13 protein-coding genes are annotated in these 15,970 nt (G+C 72.2%); 8 read left to right on the forward strand and 5 right to left on the reverse strand.

Annotated elements, in window-relative coordinates:
* Positions 1-15 precede the first annotated feature (15 nt).
* The 5 genes from DEJ25_RS07555 to DEJ25_RS07575 all read left to right on the forward strand — a co-directional run bounded on the left by DEJ25_RS07555 (position 16) and on the right by DEJ25_RS07575 (position 5,412).
* Positions 16-912 (forward strand): ABC transporter permease, encoded by an 897-nt coding sequence (locus DEJ25_RS07555; RefSeq protein WP_258366266.1) that lies wholly within the window; start codon positions 16-18, stop codon positions 910-912.
* 4 nt (positions 913-916) lie between these two features.
* Complete coding sequence (locus DEJ25_RS07560; RefSeq protein WP_110902745.1) at positions 917-2,155, forward strand: ABC transporter ATP-binding protein; 1,239 nt, start codon at positions 917-919, stop codon at positions 2,153-2,155.
* 59 nt (positions 2,156-2,214) lie between these two features.
* Positions 2,215-3,285 carry a glycosyltransferase family 1 protein gene (locus DEJ25_RS07565; RefSeq protein ID WP_220033188.1) on the forward strand — a complete coding sequence of 357 codons (1,071 nt, stop codon included), beginning with the start codon at positions 2,215-2,217 and terminating at the stop codon, positions 3,283-3,285.
* On the forward strand, positions 3,282-4,187 hold the full coding sequence (locus tag DEJ25_RS07570) for a glycosyltransferase family 2 protein (protein ID WP_181421481.1): 906 nt from the start codon (positions 3,282-3,284) through the stop codon (positions 4,185-4,187). The genes DEJ25_RS07565 and DEJ25_RS07570 overlap by 4 nt, the downstream gene beginning before the upstream one ends.
* Positions 4,188-4,266: 79 nt before the next feature.
* Positions 4,267-5,412, forward strand: a complete 1,146-nt coding sequence (locus DEJ25_RS07575) for a glycosyltransferase family 2 protein (protein ID WP_110902744.1) — start codon at positions 4,267-4,269, stop codon at positions 5,410-5,412.
* A 39-nt stretch (positions 5,413-5,451) separates the two neighbouring features.
* Here DEJ25_RS07575 and DEJ25_RS07580 read toward each other — a convergent pair whose 3' ends face one another.
* From DEJ25_RS07580 to DEJ25_RS07600, 5 genes are read right to left on the reverse strand one after another with little or no spacing between them, the layout of a single operon-like run.
* Complete coding sequence (locus tag DEJ25_RS07580; RefSeq protein WP_111044309.1) at positions 5,452-7,362, reverse strand: glycosyltransferase; 1,911 nt, start codon at positions 7,360-7,362, stop codon at positions 5,452-5,454.
* Between the two features lie 17 nt (positions 7,363-7,379).
* The gene (gene rfbA / locus DEJ25_RS07585) at positions 7,380-8,243 is read right to left on the reverse strand and encodes a glucose-1-phosphate thymidylyltransferase RfbA (protein ID WP_111044310.1); all 864 of its coding nucleotides are present in this window, start codon (positions 8,241-8,243) and stop codon (positions 7,380-7,382) included.
* Positions 8,244-8,255: 12 nt separating this feature from the next.
* Complete coding sequence (locus DEJ25_RS07590; protein ID WP_111044311.1) at positions 8,256-8,867, reverse strand: dTDP-4-dehydrorhamnose 3,5-epimerase family protein; 612 nt, start codon at positions 8,865-8,867, stop codon at positions 8,256-8,258.
* A 27-nt stretch (positions 8,868-8,894) separates the two neighbouring features.
* On the reverse strand, positions 8,895-9,995 hold the full coding sequence (locus tag DEJ25_RS07595; protein WP_111044312.1) for a glycosyltransferase: 1,101 nt from the start codon (positions 9,993-9,995) through the stop codon (positions 8,895-8,897).
* A gap of 12 nt (positions 9,996-10,007) precedes the next feature.
* Positions 10,008-11,540 (reverse strand): glycosyltransferase family 39 protein, encoded by a 1,533-nt coding sequence (locus DEJ25_RS07600; RefSeq protein ID WP_181427372.1) that lies wholly within the window; start codon positions 11,538-11,540, stop codon positions 10,008-10,010.
* Between the two features lie 173 nt (positions 11,541-11,713).
* On the opposite strand from DEJ25_RS07600, the gene DEJ25_RS07605 reads away from it, so the two are divergent.
* From DEJ25_RS07605 to DEJ25_RS07615, 3 genes are read left to right on the forward strand one after another with little or no spacing between them, the layout of a single operon-like run.
* Positions 11,714-12,655 (forward strand): glycosyltransferase family 2 protein, encoded by a 942-nt coding sequence (locus tag DEJ25_RS07605; RefSeq protein ID WP_111044314.1) that lies wholly within the window; start codon positions 11,714-11,716, stop codon positions 12,653-12,655.
* Positions 12,656-12,668: 13 nt separating this feature from the next.
* Entirely contained in the window at positions 12,669-14,240 is a 1,572-nt protein-coding gene (locus DEJ25_RS07610) for a glycosyltransferase family 39 protein (protein WP_181427373.1), read from the forward strand.
* Positions 14,237-15,928, forward strand: a complete 1,692-nt coding sequence (locus DEJ25_RS07615; protein ID WP_146240634.1) for a glycosyltransferase family 39 protein — start codon at positions 14,237-14,239, stop codon at positions 15,926-15,928. Before DEJ25_RS07610 ends, DEJ25_RS07615 begins: the two co-directional genes overlap by 4 nt.
* Positions 15,929-15,970 lie beyond the last annotated feature (42 nt).

Consider the following 15,970-nt stretch of genomic DNA (forward strand, 5'->3'; position numbering starts at 1 on the left):
ATGTGAGGAAACACCTTGAGCAACATCGTCACCGAGCGGTTCGATCGGCTCCGCCAGGAGCGGATGATCCCGGCCGGTCGGCCGGCCACCGCCGTCATCGGGTCGATCCGCGAGGTCTTCGCCCACCGGCAGCTGCTCGACCTGTTGATCCGCCGTGACCTGAAGTCCCGCTACAAGGACAGTGCGCTCGGGTTCGCGTGGACGCTGATCCGTCCGCTCGTGCAGCTCGCGATCTACTACTTCGTGCTCGGCAAGATCCTCGGCGCGTCCCGCAACATCCCCGAGTTCGCCGTCTACGTCTTCGCCGGACTGACCCTCTACGGGCTGTTCAGCGAGATCGTGGCCGCGGGCACGGCGTCGATCGTCTCGAACGGCGGGCTGATCAAGAAGATCTACCTGCCGCGCGAGATCTACCCGCTGGCGAGCGTCGGGGCGGCGCTGTTCAACTTCGGCGTGCAGCTGGTCGTGCTCCTCGTCGCGACGCTCCTGCAGAGCGGGTTCGCCTGGATCCGGCCCGACCTGCTCTACTTCTTCCCGTCGACGCTGGTGATCCTGATCTGGGCGACGGCCCTGGCGCTGCTCCTCGCCGCCGCCAACGTCTACCTCCGCGACATGCAGTACCTCGTCGAGGTCCTGGTGCTGCTGCTGATGTGGGCCTCGCCCATCGTCTACAGCTGGCAGCAGGTCGCGAACGCGGCGCCGCAGTGGCTGCTCACGCTGTACACCGCCAACCCGATCACCCTCGCCGTCCTCGGGTTCCACCGGGCCTTCTGGACCGCCGGCCCGGACTCGGAGTACCCCTCGCACCTGCTCCTCCGCCTGGTCATCGCCGGCGTCGTCGGCCTCATCGCGCTGGTGCTGTGCCAGCGGGTGTTCGCCAAGCTGCAGGGCAACTTCGCCCAGGAGATCTGACCCGATGACCCTCGACAACGCCACGCAGGAGACCCGCTCCCCGTTCTCGGACGCCCCCGCGGTCGTCACCGTGAAGAACGTCTCGAAGCGCTTCACGATCCGCAAGGACAACTCGCTCAAGGAGCGCGTCGTCACCCTGGGCCGCGCCGGACGTCGGCACAGCGAGGACTTCTGGGCGCTCAAGGACATCAGCCTCGACATCCCCGCCGGTACGACGATCGGTCTGCTCGGCCCGAACGGCTCCGGCAAGTCGACGCTGCTGAAGACCATCGGCGGCATCCTCGAACCGACCACCGGGTCCGTCGAGCGTCGCGGTCGCCTGGCTGCGCTCATCGAGCTCGGCGCCGGGTTCCACCCCGACCTGACCGGTCGCGAGAACGTGTACCTCAACGCCGCGATCCTGGGCCAGACGCAGGAGGAGACCGAAGCCCGCTTCGCCGACATCCTGCAGTTCTCCGGCATCGGCGACTTCATCGACACGCAGGTGAAGTTCTACTCATCCGGCATGTACGTGCGTCTCGCCTTCGCGGTCGCCATCAACACCGACCCGGACGTCCTGCTCGTCGACGAGGTCCTGGCAGTCGGTGACGAGCAGTTCCAGAAGAAGTGCCTCGACAAGATCCGCGAGTTCCAGGAGCAGGGCCGCACGATCATCCTCGTGTCGCACTCCCTGGGCCAGGTCCAGGAGCTGTGCGACTCGGCGGTCGTACTGCACCACGGCGAGGTCAAGTTCCAGGGCTCGGCCCGACTCGCGGTCAAGAACTTCCGCGAGATCCTCGAGGGCCGTCGTGTGGCCGAGGCCGAGGCCGCGAACCCGGAGGAGGACGCGAACCCCGGCAAGGTCGAGCACGTCGAGCTCGAGATCCCCGGCCGTGCCCCCGGCGCCGAGCACCACCACGGCGACGACCTCGTCATCCGCGCGACGTTCTCGCACGCCGACGTCCTGCCGGAGTGGCGCGCCGGCATCAAGATCGAGAACCACCTCGGTCACCCCGCCTTCGGTGTCGACAGCCGACAGCTCCAGACGCGGCACGACCCGCTCCGGGGTTCGGCCACCGTCGAGTGGCACCTCAACGACCTGCGCCTCGGCGGCGGGCAGTACTTCGTGCACGTGTTCCTCGCCAAGCCGAACGGCGAGCACATCGTCATCGAGCGCGAGGCCGCCCGCTTCGTCGTCGTCGACGAGGACACCCAGTCGGGGATCGCCTGGACGAAGACCACCGAGCGCCAGGTCAAGGGCTGACGTTGGGCGTACTCCCGGTGCTGGTCGACGCCACGTCGGTCCCGCCGAACCGAGGCGGCGTGGCACGGTACATCTCCGGGCTCCTCGCCGGGCTCGACGAACTCGACGAGCACGTCGACGTCGTGGCGAAGCCGGACGACGTCGCGTGGCTCCGTGGGCTCGCTCCAGGTCACCGGTACCACGCGGCTCCGGGCTGGACTTCCTCGCGTCCGCTGCGCCTCGTGTGGGAGCAGACCGGCCTGGTCGCCCTGGCCCGACGGGTGGGGTCCGCCGTCCTGCACAGCCCGCACTACACGTTCCCGGTGATCCGGGCCTCCCGGACCGTCGTCACCCTGCACGACGCGACTTTCTTCAGCGACCCGGCGGCGCACTCGACGCTCAAGGTGCGGTTCTTCCGCGCGTGGACGCGACTGGCACGGCGCTTCGCCCGCGCCACAGTCGCGCCGAGCGCCGCGACCGTCAGCGAACTCGACCGGTTCGCCGGCCGACCGCGTCGCGCGACCGTCGTGGCGCACCTCGGCGTCGACCGTGCGCTGTTCCACCCGCCGACGGACGCCGACCTCGCCGCGTTCCGGGCGGCGCACGAGCTCGCGGCGGACGCCGAGTGGATCGCCTTCCTCGGCACCGTCGAACCGCGCAAGCGCCTCCCGGAACTCATCGCGGCGCACCGGGCGCTCGGCGCCGAGCGGCCGGACGTCCCCGCGTTGCTCGTCGCCGGTGGGCTCGGCTGGGACGAGGCCGCCGAACGCGAGCTGACGGCGGCGGGTGACCGTCCGGGAGCCCCGCTGCGCTACCTCGGGTACCTGCCCGTCGACGAGTTGCGGGCACTGCTCGGCGGGTCGCGCATCGTGGCCTACCCGAGCATCGCCGAGGGCTTCGGCCTGCCGGTGCTCGAGGCCATGGCCTCCGGCGCCGACGTCCTGACCACCGACCGCCTGGCGATCCCGGAGGTCGGCGGCGACACCGTCACGTACACCGAGCCCGACGCCGAGCCCATCCGCGCTGCGCTGGCCGCTCTGCTCGACGGTGACCAGGCCGACCGCGCCGACCGGGTCGCCCGCGCACGTCAGCGTGCCGACGGCTTCTCGTGGGCTGCCTGCGCGCGGGCACACCTCGGGGTGTACCGGTGACCGCCGCCGCTGACGGCACCGTCGGCGACGCCACACCCGACGCCACTCCCGCTGGGTCCGGTCCGCGTGCCGCCATCGTCACCGTCTCGTACAACTCCGGCGACGTCCTTCCGGCGTTCCTCGCCTCCGTGCCGGCAGCGAGCGCCGGAGCCGTCCCGGTGGTCGTGGCCGACAACGACTCGACCGACGCGGACGCGCTCCGCGCCGTGACCGAGGCCGCGGGTGCCCGGTTCCTGGCACTCGGTGAGAACCGTGGGTACGGCGGTGCGGTGAACCGCGCGGTCGCCACGCTCGGGCCGGAGGTCCGCTGGGTCCTCGTGTCCAACCCGGACGTCGTCCTCGAGCCGGGGGCACTCGACCGGCTCCTCGCGACCGCGGAGGCCGACCCGGGCATCGGCGCGGCCGGTCCGCGGCTGCTCGAACCCACCGGCGAGGTGTACCCGTCCGCCCGGCTCGTCCCGTCCCTCCGGACCGGCCTCGGGCACGCGGTCTTCGCGAACGTCTGGCCCGGCAACCCCTGGACCCGGCGGTACCGCCAGGACGGTGAACACGACGGTCGTCGTGACGCCGGCTGGCTGTCCGGGGCGTGTGTCCTGGTGCGGCGCGACGTCCTCGACCGACTCGGCGGCTTCGACGAGGGGTACTTCATGTACTTCGAGGACGTCGACCTCGGCTGGCGCATCGGACGTCTGGGCCTCCGCAACGTCTACGAACCCGCAGCGACCGCCACCCACATCGGCGGGACCGCGACGCAGGGGTCCTCGGAGCGGATGCGCCGTGCCCACCACGAGAGCGCGTACCGGTTCCTGGCACGGAAGTACCCCGCGTGGTGGCTGTGGCCGCTCCGAGTCGTGCTCCGCGCTGCCCTGGCCGTGCGGGCCCACGCCACGAACACCCGCTGACACGGTATCGTCGGCCGATCCGACCGTCTCCCCCGGTGCCCTGAACCCGAACTCGAACCCGAACCCGGAAAGCCTGCCCATGACCCTCGCCGTCACCCTGATGGTCCGCGACGAAGCGGACGTCATCCCCGCCTGGCTCGACCACCACGTGGCCCAGGGGTTCGACGTCTTCGTCATCACCGACAACGGGTCGGTCGACGGGACCACCGACCTCCTCACCGCCTTCGCCGCGCGGACGGACGTCACGGTCGACCTGCGCCACGACCCGGTGCACCGGAAGCAGCAGGGCACCGTCGTCACCGGGATGGCCCGCGACGCCGCGCGCAGCCACCACGCCGACTGGGTCGTCAACGCCGACGCCGACGAGTTCATCCTGCCGGTCGACCGCTCCCTGACGGTGGGTGAGGTGTTCGAGCGCCTGGACCCGGTGGTCGGCGCGTTCACCGTCCCGGTCGTCAACATGACCGGGATGCTCGCCGAGTCCGGTGGTGGCATCGAGCGCCTGCACTGGCGTGACGACCGATCGGTCACGGAACTCCAGGCGATCGGTCTGATCGGCCCGCCGAGCACCAACGCCGTGCACGTCGGTGACCCCGACGTGACGGTCGTGCAGGGCAACCACCAGGTCAGCGTCGCGAACGGCGCCCCGGTGCCCGCCGGACTCGAGCTCGAGGTCCTGCACCTGCCCTGGCGGTCCTGGACCCAGTACGAGCACCGCGTCGACGTCAGCGGGCGCGCCTACGAGGCGAACCCCGACCTCACCCCGAGCCCGCGTCACCACGGCATGCGGGACCTCCGCCGTCTGCGGGAGGGTGTGCTCGAGTCGACGTTCGCGCTCCGCTTCGTCACCGACGACGAGGCGGCCGCGGGTCCTTTCACGCGGGACGACGGCATCGCGGAGGTGCTCCGTCGCGCCGGGTCGACCAGCCTGGACGGGACCCCCGACCCGGTCGTCCCCGAGGACCGACTCCGTCGGCTGCAGCAGGTCGGTCACGCGATCGTCACCCGTGACCGGAGGATCGAGTCCCTCGAGGACAGCGTCCGGGCCGGCGAGGCGACCGCGGACACGCTCCGTGCCACCGTGCAGTTCGAGCGCGACCGTGCGCAGGCGGCGCTCCGCGAGGTCAGGGCACGAGATGCGGAACTCGCGGCGATGCGCGCACGCCGTGTCGTGCGGATCGCGGACCGCGCGGGTGACGTGGCCCGACGGCTCCGCCGGGGCTAGCCAGCAGGCCGGCAGGCGCCGGGGCGCTCGGCATCGGAGCTAGCCGCCCGCCCGCTGCCGTCGCACCGCGTCGAGCAGCACCTCGGCCCGCCGGACGAAGGAGTGCTCGGCACCGACGCGGGTGCCCCGCTCGGCACGTTCCGCAGCCGACGAGGTCTCCCCTTGGTGGACCAACTCGCGGAGCTCGTCTGCGTCACGGTACGTCCGCACGGCACCGTGGAACAGCTCGTCCACGCCCGGCACCGGATCGGTGAGGACGAGGGCCCCCGTGGCCGCTGCGTCGAACAGCCGGTTGGACACGAACCCGTCGCGGGCCATGTCGTCCCAGTGGTCGTTGAGCACCACGCGAGCGCTGCGGTAGAGCGACGGCAGTGCCTCGTTCGCGACGAACACCCCGCGGTGCACGCCGTCCGGCAGCAGGCTCTCCCACCCCTCGCCCCAGACGGCGAGGTCGAGGCCGGCGGCGACGGCGTCCCGCACGACCGGCCGGAAGACCTGCCGGGTCTTGCCGACGAACGCGGTGTCGAGCCCGGCGTACTCGGGCGCCCCTGGCCCCGGGTGGAAGCGGGCGGGGTCCGTGGCCTGCAGGAGCGGGGCGACGTCGAGACCCGTGTCCGCCGCCACGCGGGCCGCCCACACCGGCCCGGCGGCGAACCGCAGGTCGTAGCGGGCCAGTTCGTCCGCCGTGACGAGGTCGGGGTGCGAGATGACCCAGAGCACGTTCGTCGCCGACGGGTGTACGGGGGTGTCGTCGAGTCCGCGGAGCGTCAGGGCGACGTCGTCCAGGTGCTCGGACAGCGGGCGGACGTGCGACTCGCGGTGGTCGACGACGACCTCCTGCCCGAGCGACCGGAGCGCCGTCGCCAGGTCACGGGCGAAGAACGTGTCGCCCCAGTCATCCCCGCCGGGGCCGGGGTGGGCGGCGATCCGGATCGACCAGCGCAACCGTTCTCCTCGGTCCCGCAGCGTGACCCGCTCCGCACCCCGCTCGGCACGGACGACCGGTTCGCGGAGGGCGACCGGGGCTCCCGCGGGGTCGGCGGCCGGGAGGCCCGGGACGAGTCCGGCGCGTTCCAGCGCGGTGATCGCGGTGCCGTCCACCCGCGCCCGCCAGTGGGCGAGGGCCGTGGCGGCGTCGGTGTCGTACCGACGCTCGCGGAAGACGTGTGTGCGGTACACACGGCCGAGTGCGACGACCACGCACGGGCCGCCGCCGGCGTCCGCGCTGTCGCGGGTGAGTCGTGCGACGGCGGTCCGGGTGTCGACCGTGCGGACCGGCAGCGCCAGGTCCGCGGTACGCACCGCGAAGCACGGTTCGTCGGCCGCGAAGACCTCGGCGCCGTCGAGCAGGTCGGCGTCCTCGGCCGGGTGCCCGCGCAGCAGTGCCGCCACCGGTGCCGTGCCCCGGACCAGGACCGCTCCGGCGCTGGCGACGACGTCGTCACCGGTCCGGACCACACCCACGGCCACCGGTGCACGATCGAGTGCTGCCGTCAGTGTCGCGTAGGCCTCGAGGGGCATCGTGACCGACGCGTCCTGCACGACCACCCGGGCGCTCGTGAGGAGTGGCCGAGCCGCGGCCACGGCGCCGCCCCAGGTGGCGGCGACGGTCGCACGGGCGACGACGTGGTCAGCTCCGGCGACGACGGCTGGGTACACGCTCGTCGGGCCCGCGTGGACGTCGTACACGCTGACGACGACGGTCGCGGCACCGGCGTCCCGCGCGGCCCGGACGACCGCCCGGTGTGCACCGTCGCGGAACGTCGTCTCTGCGACGGTGACGACGACGTCGACCCCGTGGTCACCGGGCCGTGACGGCTCGGTGACCAGCGAGGTGTCGACCGGGAGGCGCGGCTCGGCCGGACGGTCCGCCGCCGGTGCCGACGGGGTCGGTGTATCGGCGGGCAGCGGCGCGTCGACTCCGACCGGACGGCCGAGGAGCCGACGCAACCCGGACCGGGCCACCGTCAGCCGCGCAGCAGGTTCTGCAGGTAGACGCCGTAGCCGCCCTTGACGAGCGGCGCGGCGAGGTCGGCGAGCCGGGCGTCGTCGATCCAGCCGTTCCGCCAGGCGATCTCCTCGATGCAGCCGATCTTGAAGCCCTGACGGTCCTCGATGACCTTGACGTACTCGGACGCCTGCATCATCGACTCGAACGTGCCGGTGTCGAGCCACGCGGTGCCGCGGTCCAGGACCTGCACGCCGAGTTCCCCGGCCTCCAGGTAGCGCTCGTTGACGGTCGAGATCTCGAGCTCACCACGGGCACTCGGCTCGATCGTCTTCGCGATCTCGATGACCTTGTTGTCGTAGAAGTACAGACCGGGGACGGCGTAGTTCGACTTCGGCTCGGCGGGCTTCTCCTCGATGGAGACCGCGGTGAAGTCGTCGTCGAACTCCACGACGCCGTACGCCTTCGGGTCCGCCACGTGGTACGCGAAGATCGTCGCGCCCTGCACCTCGGTGTTCTTGCGGAGGTTCGTGCCGAGCCCGGTGCCGTGGAAGATGTTGTCGCCGAGCACCAGGGCGACGCTGTCGTCGCCGATGAAGTCCTCACCGATGACGAACGCCTGGGCGAGCCCGTCCGGGGACGGCTGCACCGCGTACTGGATGTCCATGCCGAGCGTGGAGCCGTCGCCGAGCAGGGCCTTGAACTGGTCGTTGTACTCGGGCGTCGTGATGATCAGCACCTCGCGGATGCCGGACATCATCAGCGTCGACAGGGGGTAGTACACCATCGGCTTGTCGTAGATCGGCATGAGCTGCTTGCTGATGCCCTTGGTGATCGGCCAGAGGCGCGTGCCGGAACCGCCGGCCAGGATGATGCCCTTCATGGGGATGCGTCCTTACTTCTTCGTGGTGCGGAGGGACTCGGTGTAGGCGAGGCACTCCTCGTACGTCGGCAGCAGACCCTGCTCGGCGGCCTGCTCGAGGGTCGGCGCGCTGGTGTCCTTCTCGGACAGGACCGGCTCGCCGATGCCGTCGGGGAGCTCGAGCGCGACGGTCGGGTCGAGGATGCTGATCCCCTTCTCGCGCTCGGGGTCGTAGTGCGCGCTGACCAGGTAGTTGACCGTCGAGGCGTCCTCGAGCGCGACGATGGCGTGCCCGAGGCCCTCGGACAGGTACACGGCGCGGCGGTCGACGTCGTCGATGCGGACGGAGTCCCACTGGCCGAACGTCGGTGACCCGACGCGGATGTCGATGATGTAGTCGATGAAGGCGCCGCGGACGGCCGTGACGTACTTCGCCTGGCTCGGTGCGACGAGGGCGTAGTGGATCCCCCGCGCGACGCCGCGCGACGAGATCGACATGTTCACCTGACGGAGGTCGAGCGGGTGGCCGACGGTCTCCTCGAGCACGTCCGCACGGTAGGCCTCGAGGAACGCGCCCCGGGCGTCACCGTGCTGGACGGGGGTGAACTCCCACGCGCCTTGGATCTTCAGTTCTCGGATCTGCACCGGGGCAGCCTAGCAAGAGGCCCGCACTCAGAGGCCGAGGGCTGCTCGCCAGTCGCCGTCGCCGGTCACCAGTCGCTCTGCGCGGACGTACGCCTGGGCGCGCTGCACCCGCTCGTCGGCCTCCCGGAACGCGGTGCGCAGCGCGTGCTGCCACGCGGCCGGGTCGTTCTCGGCGAGCAGTCCGCCGTGCTCGTCGATGCCGGCGTACGACGGTCGGTCCGAGGCGACGAACGGCAGGCCGAGCATGCTGACCTCGAGGAACTTGAGGTCGCTCTTGGCGTCGTTGAACGGGTCGTCGGTGAGGGGCGCGACACCGGCGGACCAGCGGTGCGCGTTCGCCCGCAGGAACGCCACGAACTCCGGGTAGTGCGTCGCACCGTCGGGCAGGTCCAGCCGGTCGAACCAGTCCGCGTCGGTGTCGGTCACGCCGACGACCTCGAGTCGGACCGCGCGACCGTCGTCGTCGACCAGCCCGTCGAACACGGGCCGCAGCAGCGCGAGGTCGTCGCCGTGCGTGGCGGACCCCATGTAGAGGACCCGGCGCGGGCCGACGGGGCCGGGACGCGACGGCCCGGTGCCCCACAGCCCGGGCTGGACGGCGTTCGGCACCACGACCGCCGTGGTGCCCGCTGCGGCGAGCACGGCGCGCAACGGCTCGGTCGACGTGACCACCACGTCGGCGGCCGCGACCACGCGCTCGACGGACGCGAGCCGCTCGGGGTCGTACTCGGCGCGGACGAGCCGGGCACGGGCCTCCCGGCTGAAGAAGTCGTCGTCCACCTCGGCGACGATCCGGGTGCCCTCGCGCCGAGCGCGCTCGATCGCTGCGTCGAGCGAGGCGAGCGGGAAGGCGTCGCGCTGGACGAGCAGCACGTCGAGGTGCGCGGTGTCCGTGCCGTCCGCCCATCGCACCGGTTCGACCTGCGCGACGCGGGCCGCGCCGGAGGCGGCGAGTGCCGACATGCGGCCGGTCACGCGGATGTGCGCGGACGCGGGGTGGACCCCACCGGCTCCGTGCACGACGAAGCCGACGAGTGGCGGTTCCGGCGCCGGGCCGGAGGCCGGTGCGACGTCCTGGTCGGGGCGTCGGGTGAGGAACCGGGCGACCCGGGAGCGCAAGGACGTCACGCCGTCATCCTGTCACGCGGTGACGGCCGGGACGTCGGCCGTGGGCGGCTGCGGGGCGACCGCCGAGCGCCGGAGCGACGCGGTCCAGACCAGCGTGAGCACCGCGGCGAGCGCCACGATCGCGAGCACGACGGCGACCCGGCTCACCGTCAGCGTCACCGGCTCGTGGAACGCCGGGCCAGTGAGGTCGACGATGGCGAACCAGTCGTACCCGGCGGCGGCCACCCACGCCGTGACGAGCAGCGGCGAGAGCACCCGGCCGAACCCGGAGAGACCGATCGCCATGACGACGGCGAGGACCGGGACGACCGGCAGGCCGTACCGCGCCTGGGCCGCGCCGCCCTGCATGGTGAAGCGGATCTGGAGGAAGACGACGAGCACGACGACCGCGACGAGCATGAGGGCGACGAGCACGTCGGCGACCCGGTCGGTGGCGTCCTGGCGCCGGCGGCGTCCGGTGACGGTCGTCGGGTCGGTGGTCGTCCGGTCGGTGGTCGCCCGGTCGGTGGTCGCCCGGTCGGTGGTCGTCGGGCGGGGCGCCGTCGGTCGGACGCGCCCGTTCCGGCGGAGCGCCGGGACCACCGCGACGACGACCGCGAGCAGGAGCGGTCCGACCAGGAGCACCCACGGCCAGGTCACGTCCAGCGTGAAGTGCCCGCGGAAGACCGAGAAGACGCCGGTCCAGAAGCCCGGGTCCGCCACCGTCTCGACGAAGCCGTGCTGTCGGCGGTGGAGGTGTGCCGCGGCCCACTCCGGCTGACTGCCCGCGATGTTCCCGGTCACACGCTCGTTCCGGAGGAAGAACCACCCGGCGGCGAGGGCCGGTGCGGCGGCGACGACGACGAGCGCGACGAGCTTGCCGACCAGGCCGTTCCACCAGCCGCGACCCCGGGCGCAGACGACGGCGACGAGGACCGCGACGACGAACACCGCGAAGGTGAGTCGGCTGAGCATGCCGGCGGCGGTCACCACGGCCGCGAGGACGACCAGGCGGGTCGAGAGGCCGCGACGGAGGGCCGTGGCCGCGACTCCGATGGCGAGCGCGCCGAAGGCGACGTTCGGCAGGTCGTTGTAGACGGCGCCACCGACCAGCAGGAACATCGACGTCAGGGAGACGACGACGGCGGCGACGCTCGCGGCACCGGGCCGGGTCGGCAGCACCCGGCGTGCGGCCCACCCGGCGGCGAGCACGGTGAGCCCGGCGAACACGGCGTTCAGGACACGCCCCGCGAGCACCGCGTGGTAGTGCTGGCCGCTGTCCCAGAGCGGCCCGACGACCGGCGCGAGGACCGCGTAGAAGAGCGGCGGGTGCTGGGAGACCCACTGCACCGGCGGGATGATGCCGAACGTCGAGTCGATCGTGAGGCCGTCCTCGAACACGGGCAGGTGACCGTGCCACACGGTGACGGCGTAGTCGAGGTGCGCTGCCTCGTCCCCGGAGTTGAACGGCGGGGCGCTGAACCCGATCGCGATCGCGGCGAAGACGGCGAAGAGGGCCGCCGCGAGGACGATGCCGGAGTGGAGGGTCATGGTCGGGCGGCGCACGATGAGCGATCCTCCCACAATGCGTCTCGGTCGGGATCGCCCGCACGGGCACACCGGCACCCTCCTCCGGTAGGTCGACGACATCACGTATGGTGAACGCGGCCTGAAACGCTCCCGCGCGCCATCACCTCGAGCATGCGCGCCCAACGACCAGATCGAGACGCCCGAACGCAGTGAAGCTCTTCATCCAGATCCCGTGCCTCAACGAGGAGCAGACGCTCCCCGCAGTCCTCGAGACGATCCCCCGGTCGATCCCCGGCATCGACGAGATCGAGATCCTCGTGATCGACGACGGTTCGACCGACCGCACCGTCGAGGTCGCGAAGGCCCACGGCGTGACGCACTTCGTCCGTCACGCCCAGAACATGGGCCTGGCGCGATCGTTCCGCGACGGCGTCGACTACGCGCTGCTGCACGGTGCGGACATCGTCGTGAACACCGACGGCGACAACCAGTACCCGCAGGCGCAGATCGCGGACCTGGTCCTGCCGATCCTCGAGAAGCGTGCCGAGATCGTCATCGGTGACCGGCAGACGCGCACCATCGAGCACTTCTCCGGCTTCAAGAAGCTCATGCAGCGCTTCGGCTCCTGGGTCGCCAGCCGCGCCGCCGGCCTCGACCTGCCCGACGCCGCGAGCGGGTTCCGCGCCTACTCGAAGTACTCGCTCATCCGGCTCAACATCGTCACGCGGTTCAGCTACTGCATGGAGACGATCGTGCAGGCCGGCTACAAGCGCATCGCGATCGCCAGCGTGCCGATCACGACGAACGCGAAGACGCGTGAGTCGCGGCTGTTCAGCAACATCTGGCAGCACATGTTCGAGTCCGGGTCCGCGATCGCCCGCGTCTACCTGATGTACCGACCGATGGCACTGTTCGCCTGGGTCAGCGCGGTGCTGGCCGTCTGCGGGCTCATCCCGTTCATCCGGTACCTGGTGCTGCTCGCGACGGACTCCGGCGGCAACCACCTGCAGTCGCTCCTGCTCGGGCTGGTCCTCGTCATCACGGCGGTGCTCGCGATGACGATCGGCGTCGTCGCGGACCTGACGCGGCTGAACCGGACCCTGGCCGAGGAACAGCTCGACCTGCAGAAGCTCGCCCGGTACGGTGACTGACCCCGTCCCTCCGGTGCGACGTCGCGAGTGGGTCGTCGTCGCCGCGGTGACGGCGACGTTCGGCCTGCTGCTCGTGCTCTGGGCGGCTCTCGTCCCGACCTTCCAGGCGCCCGACGAGCGTGCGCACTTCGACGCGGCCGTGCACGTCGCGATCGGCGACGGCTGGCCCGACCCGGGCGACCTCCGCGTGCTCGACGCGGTCCAACAGGCGAGCGGCCCCCGACCCGACAGCGCCCCGACCATGGGTGAGCTCCTGCGCTCGACCGGGGCTTCGTCGTCGGACACCGTCGACCAGATGACCCAGCACCCGCCGACCTACTACCTCGTCGCAGCGGGTGTGCTCCACCTGGTCGACTTCGAGTCGCTCCGGCCGCACGTCGCGCTGCTCGCGGTCCGGCTCCTCGGTGCCCTGTTCGTCCTGCCGCTGCCGGCACTCGCCTGGGCCACCGTCCGGCGGGTGACCCGGTCGCCCCGTGCCGCGCTGGTCGGGGCGTTCGCCGTCCTCGCCGTCCCCGAACTCGCCTCGATCGGTGCCTCGGCGTCGAACGACGCGCCCGTCGTGCTCTTCGCGGCGACCACCGTGTGGCTGGCCGTCCGGGTGATGACCGGCGACGACCGGGTCCGCACCGCGCTCGCCCTCGCCCTGTCCCTCGGTGTCGCGATCGTCTGGAAGGGCACCGCGCTCCCGCTGATCCCGTTCGTGGCGGTCGCCGTGCTCGTCGCGCCGATGCGTCGGGCCGGGGTCCTGCCGCGCGCCGTCCGGGCGCTCTGGGTCCTCGCCCTCGCCGCCGCCGTCGGCGCGTGGTGGTGGGTGCGCAACCTCCTCGTCTTCCACACGCTGCAGCCCAGCGGCTTCTCGGCCATCCGCCCGCCGAAGCCCTTCCCGACCGGGACCGGCCCCGACCCGGCCGCCTTCGCCGACGTGTCGTGGTCGACGATCGCCCGGACGTTCTGGGGCAGCTTCGGCGGACGGGCGCAGTGGATCCTCTCCCCCGTGGTCTTCGAGACCGCGACGGTCCTGGGTCTCGGTGCCCTGCTCGTCTGGGGCTTCCGACGCGCGCCGGGGCTCCGCGTCGCGATCACGCTCGCCGTGCTGCCGGCGACGATCTTCGTGCTGCAGACCGCGAACGCCTGGGGAAGCTACCGCGCCACCACGTTCATCGGCGCGACCCAGGGCCGGTACTACTTCCCCGCCCTGCTCGCGTTCATCACCCTCAGCGCGATCGCCTGGCGCCGTGCTGTCCAGACCGACCGCGGCCGTCGCCGGTTCGCTGTCGTCGTCGCGGCCCTGTCCGCCGCGATGGCGGTCTACGGCCTGCTGTTCACCTACGGGAGCATCGCCGAGCACTCCCGGATCCGGGTGACGCCACTCGGACTCGACGTGCTCGCCACGTCGTCCCCGGTGCCGGTCCCCGTGATGGTGGTCGGGTGGCTCGTCGCGGCCGTGGTGCTCGCCGCCGCGGTGGTGGTCGCCGCCACGCTGCGGCCGTCCGTCGACGACCCGCTCGGTACCGCAGGCGCCGGGACCGAGACCGGAACCGAGACCGAGACCGAGACCGTCCACCGTGGAGGGACGACCGCATGAGCACCACGCGAACGCGGACCCGCGCGGTGGCCGCCCGCCCCGCCGTCGATCGTCGACACGACCGACCGCCCGTGGGCCGTCGCGAGGCCACCACGGTCATCGGCCTGACCGTCGTCTTCGGGCTCGTCCTCACCCTCTGGGCGTACGTCAACCCGTCGCTCCACGGCCCGGACGAGCTCGCGAACGTCGACGCGGTGATCCATCTCGCGATGGGGCAGGGCTGGCCGCCGGCCGGTGACCTGCACTACCTGCAGGGCCTGCTCGCCCAGAACGTCCCGGTGCACCTGCCCGCCGCCACGGACCGTCCGGACTTCGCGACGATCGTCGGTGACGGTTCGGAGAACCCGCTCGTCAACCCGATGTCGCAGCATCCGCCGACCTGGTTCCTGGTGCAGGCGGTGGTCGCCCACCTGCTCGACTTCGCCGGCCGCCGCTGGGACATCGTCGTGCTCGGCATGCGCCTGGTTGACGTCGCGGTCATGCTCCCCGTCCCGGCGCTCGTCTGGGCGAGCGTCCGTCGGGCGACCGGTTCGCCCCGGACCGCCGTGGCCGCGGCCGCGACCCTCCTGGCCGTCCCACAGGTCGCGCAGCTCGGCTCGTCGGTGTCGGTGTGGGTGCCCGTGATCACCGCCGGCGTGCTCGCCACGTGGCTCGCGGTGCGTGTGCTCACCGGGGACCGCTCCTGGTGGACGGTCCTCGCCCTCGGCGGCGCACTGGCCGTGGGGACCGCGGTGATGGCCGGCGGCGCGATCGCCGTCCCGTTCGCGCTCCTGGCCGTGGTCGTGGCGCGGAACGGGTCCGGGCCACTCGGCCGCCTGCTGCGTGCGCTCGTCGTGCTCGCGGTCCCTGCCGTCACCACCGCGTGGTGGTACGTCGCGCTGGCCGTGCAGACCGGCACGCCGCAGCCCGATCCGTTCCCCGCCGTGTCGAGGTCGTGGCCCGCGCACGAGTCGCCCGCCCCGACGCAGTTCGCGGGCGCGTTCTGGAACGGCATGTCCAACTCGTTCTGGGGCCTCCTCGGCCGGTACGAGTGGCCGCTGTCGGCCGTGCTCGTCGACTCCTTCACCGTGATCGCCCTGGCGGCGCTGGTCTGGGGGCTCAGCCGCCGCACCGTGGACCGCCGCACCGTGCTGGTCGCCGCGGCCTTCCCCGTGACGGCCCTCGTCGTCGTGCTCGCCCGCGACTGGGCCACGTACGCCAGCCACCTCGGCGTCACCGTCGACCAGGGCCGGTTCCTCTTCCCGGCGCTGGCCGCGTTGCTCGTTGCCCAGGCCTGCGCGTGGCGTGCCCTCGTCGAGCGCGACGTGGTCCGGGTCCGCCTGGCACGCGCCGCGATCGTCGTGGCGCCGCTGGTCGCGGTCGCCGCGCTGGGGCTGCTCTACTCGGGGTCCTACGAGGAGCTCGTCTTCCGCATCTCGGTCGCGGGACGTCAGACGCTCTTCGGCTCGCTGCCGTACGGCGTCCGTCCGCTCGCGGCCCTCGTCGTCGCCACCGCGCTGGTCAGCCTCGTGACGCTCGTGCTGGCCTGGGGTGCGGTCGGGCGACGGGGACCGCAGCGCGCGTCGACCGCCTCCGCGGTCGGAGCGGACGACGCCGATGCTGCCCGCCCCGTCGGCACCGGCCCGCAGGACGTGCCCGGCGCCGACCAACCCGACCACGACCCCGACCACGACAACGGCGCCCGGTAGACTCACCGCCGACCGACCGCTCACCGATCACTGAAGGAACAA

This window comes from Curtobacterium sp. MCPF17_011 (genome assembly GCF_003234145.1).
Lineage (GTDB): Bacteria > Actinomycetota > Actinomycetes > Actinomycetales > Microbacteriaceae > Curtobacterium.

Excerpts from the sequence above, each read along its gene's own strand:
- DEJ25_RS07560 (WP_110902745.1), top strand. The coding sequence starts at position 917 with ATGACCCTCGACAACGCCACGCAGGAGACCCGCTCCCCGTTCTCGGAC.
- DEJ25_RS07575 (WP_110902744.1), top strand. The coding sequence starts at position 4,267 with ATGACCCTCGCCGTCACCCTGATGGTCCGCGACGAAGCGGACGTCATC.
- rfbA (WP_111044310.1), bottom strand. The coding sequence starts at position 8,243 with ATGAAGGGCATCATCCTGGCCGGCGGTTCCGGCACGCGCCTCTGGCCG.
- DEJ25_RS07615 (WP_146240634.1), top strand. The coding sequence starts at position 14,237 with ATGAGCACCACGCGAACGCGGACCCGCGCGGTGGCCGCCCGCCCCGCC.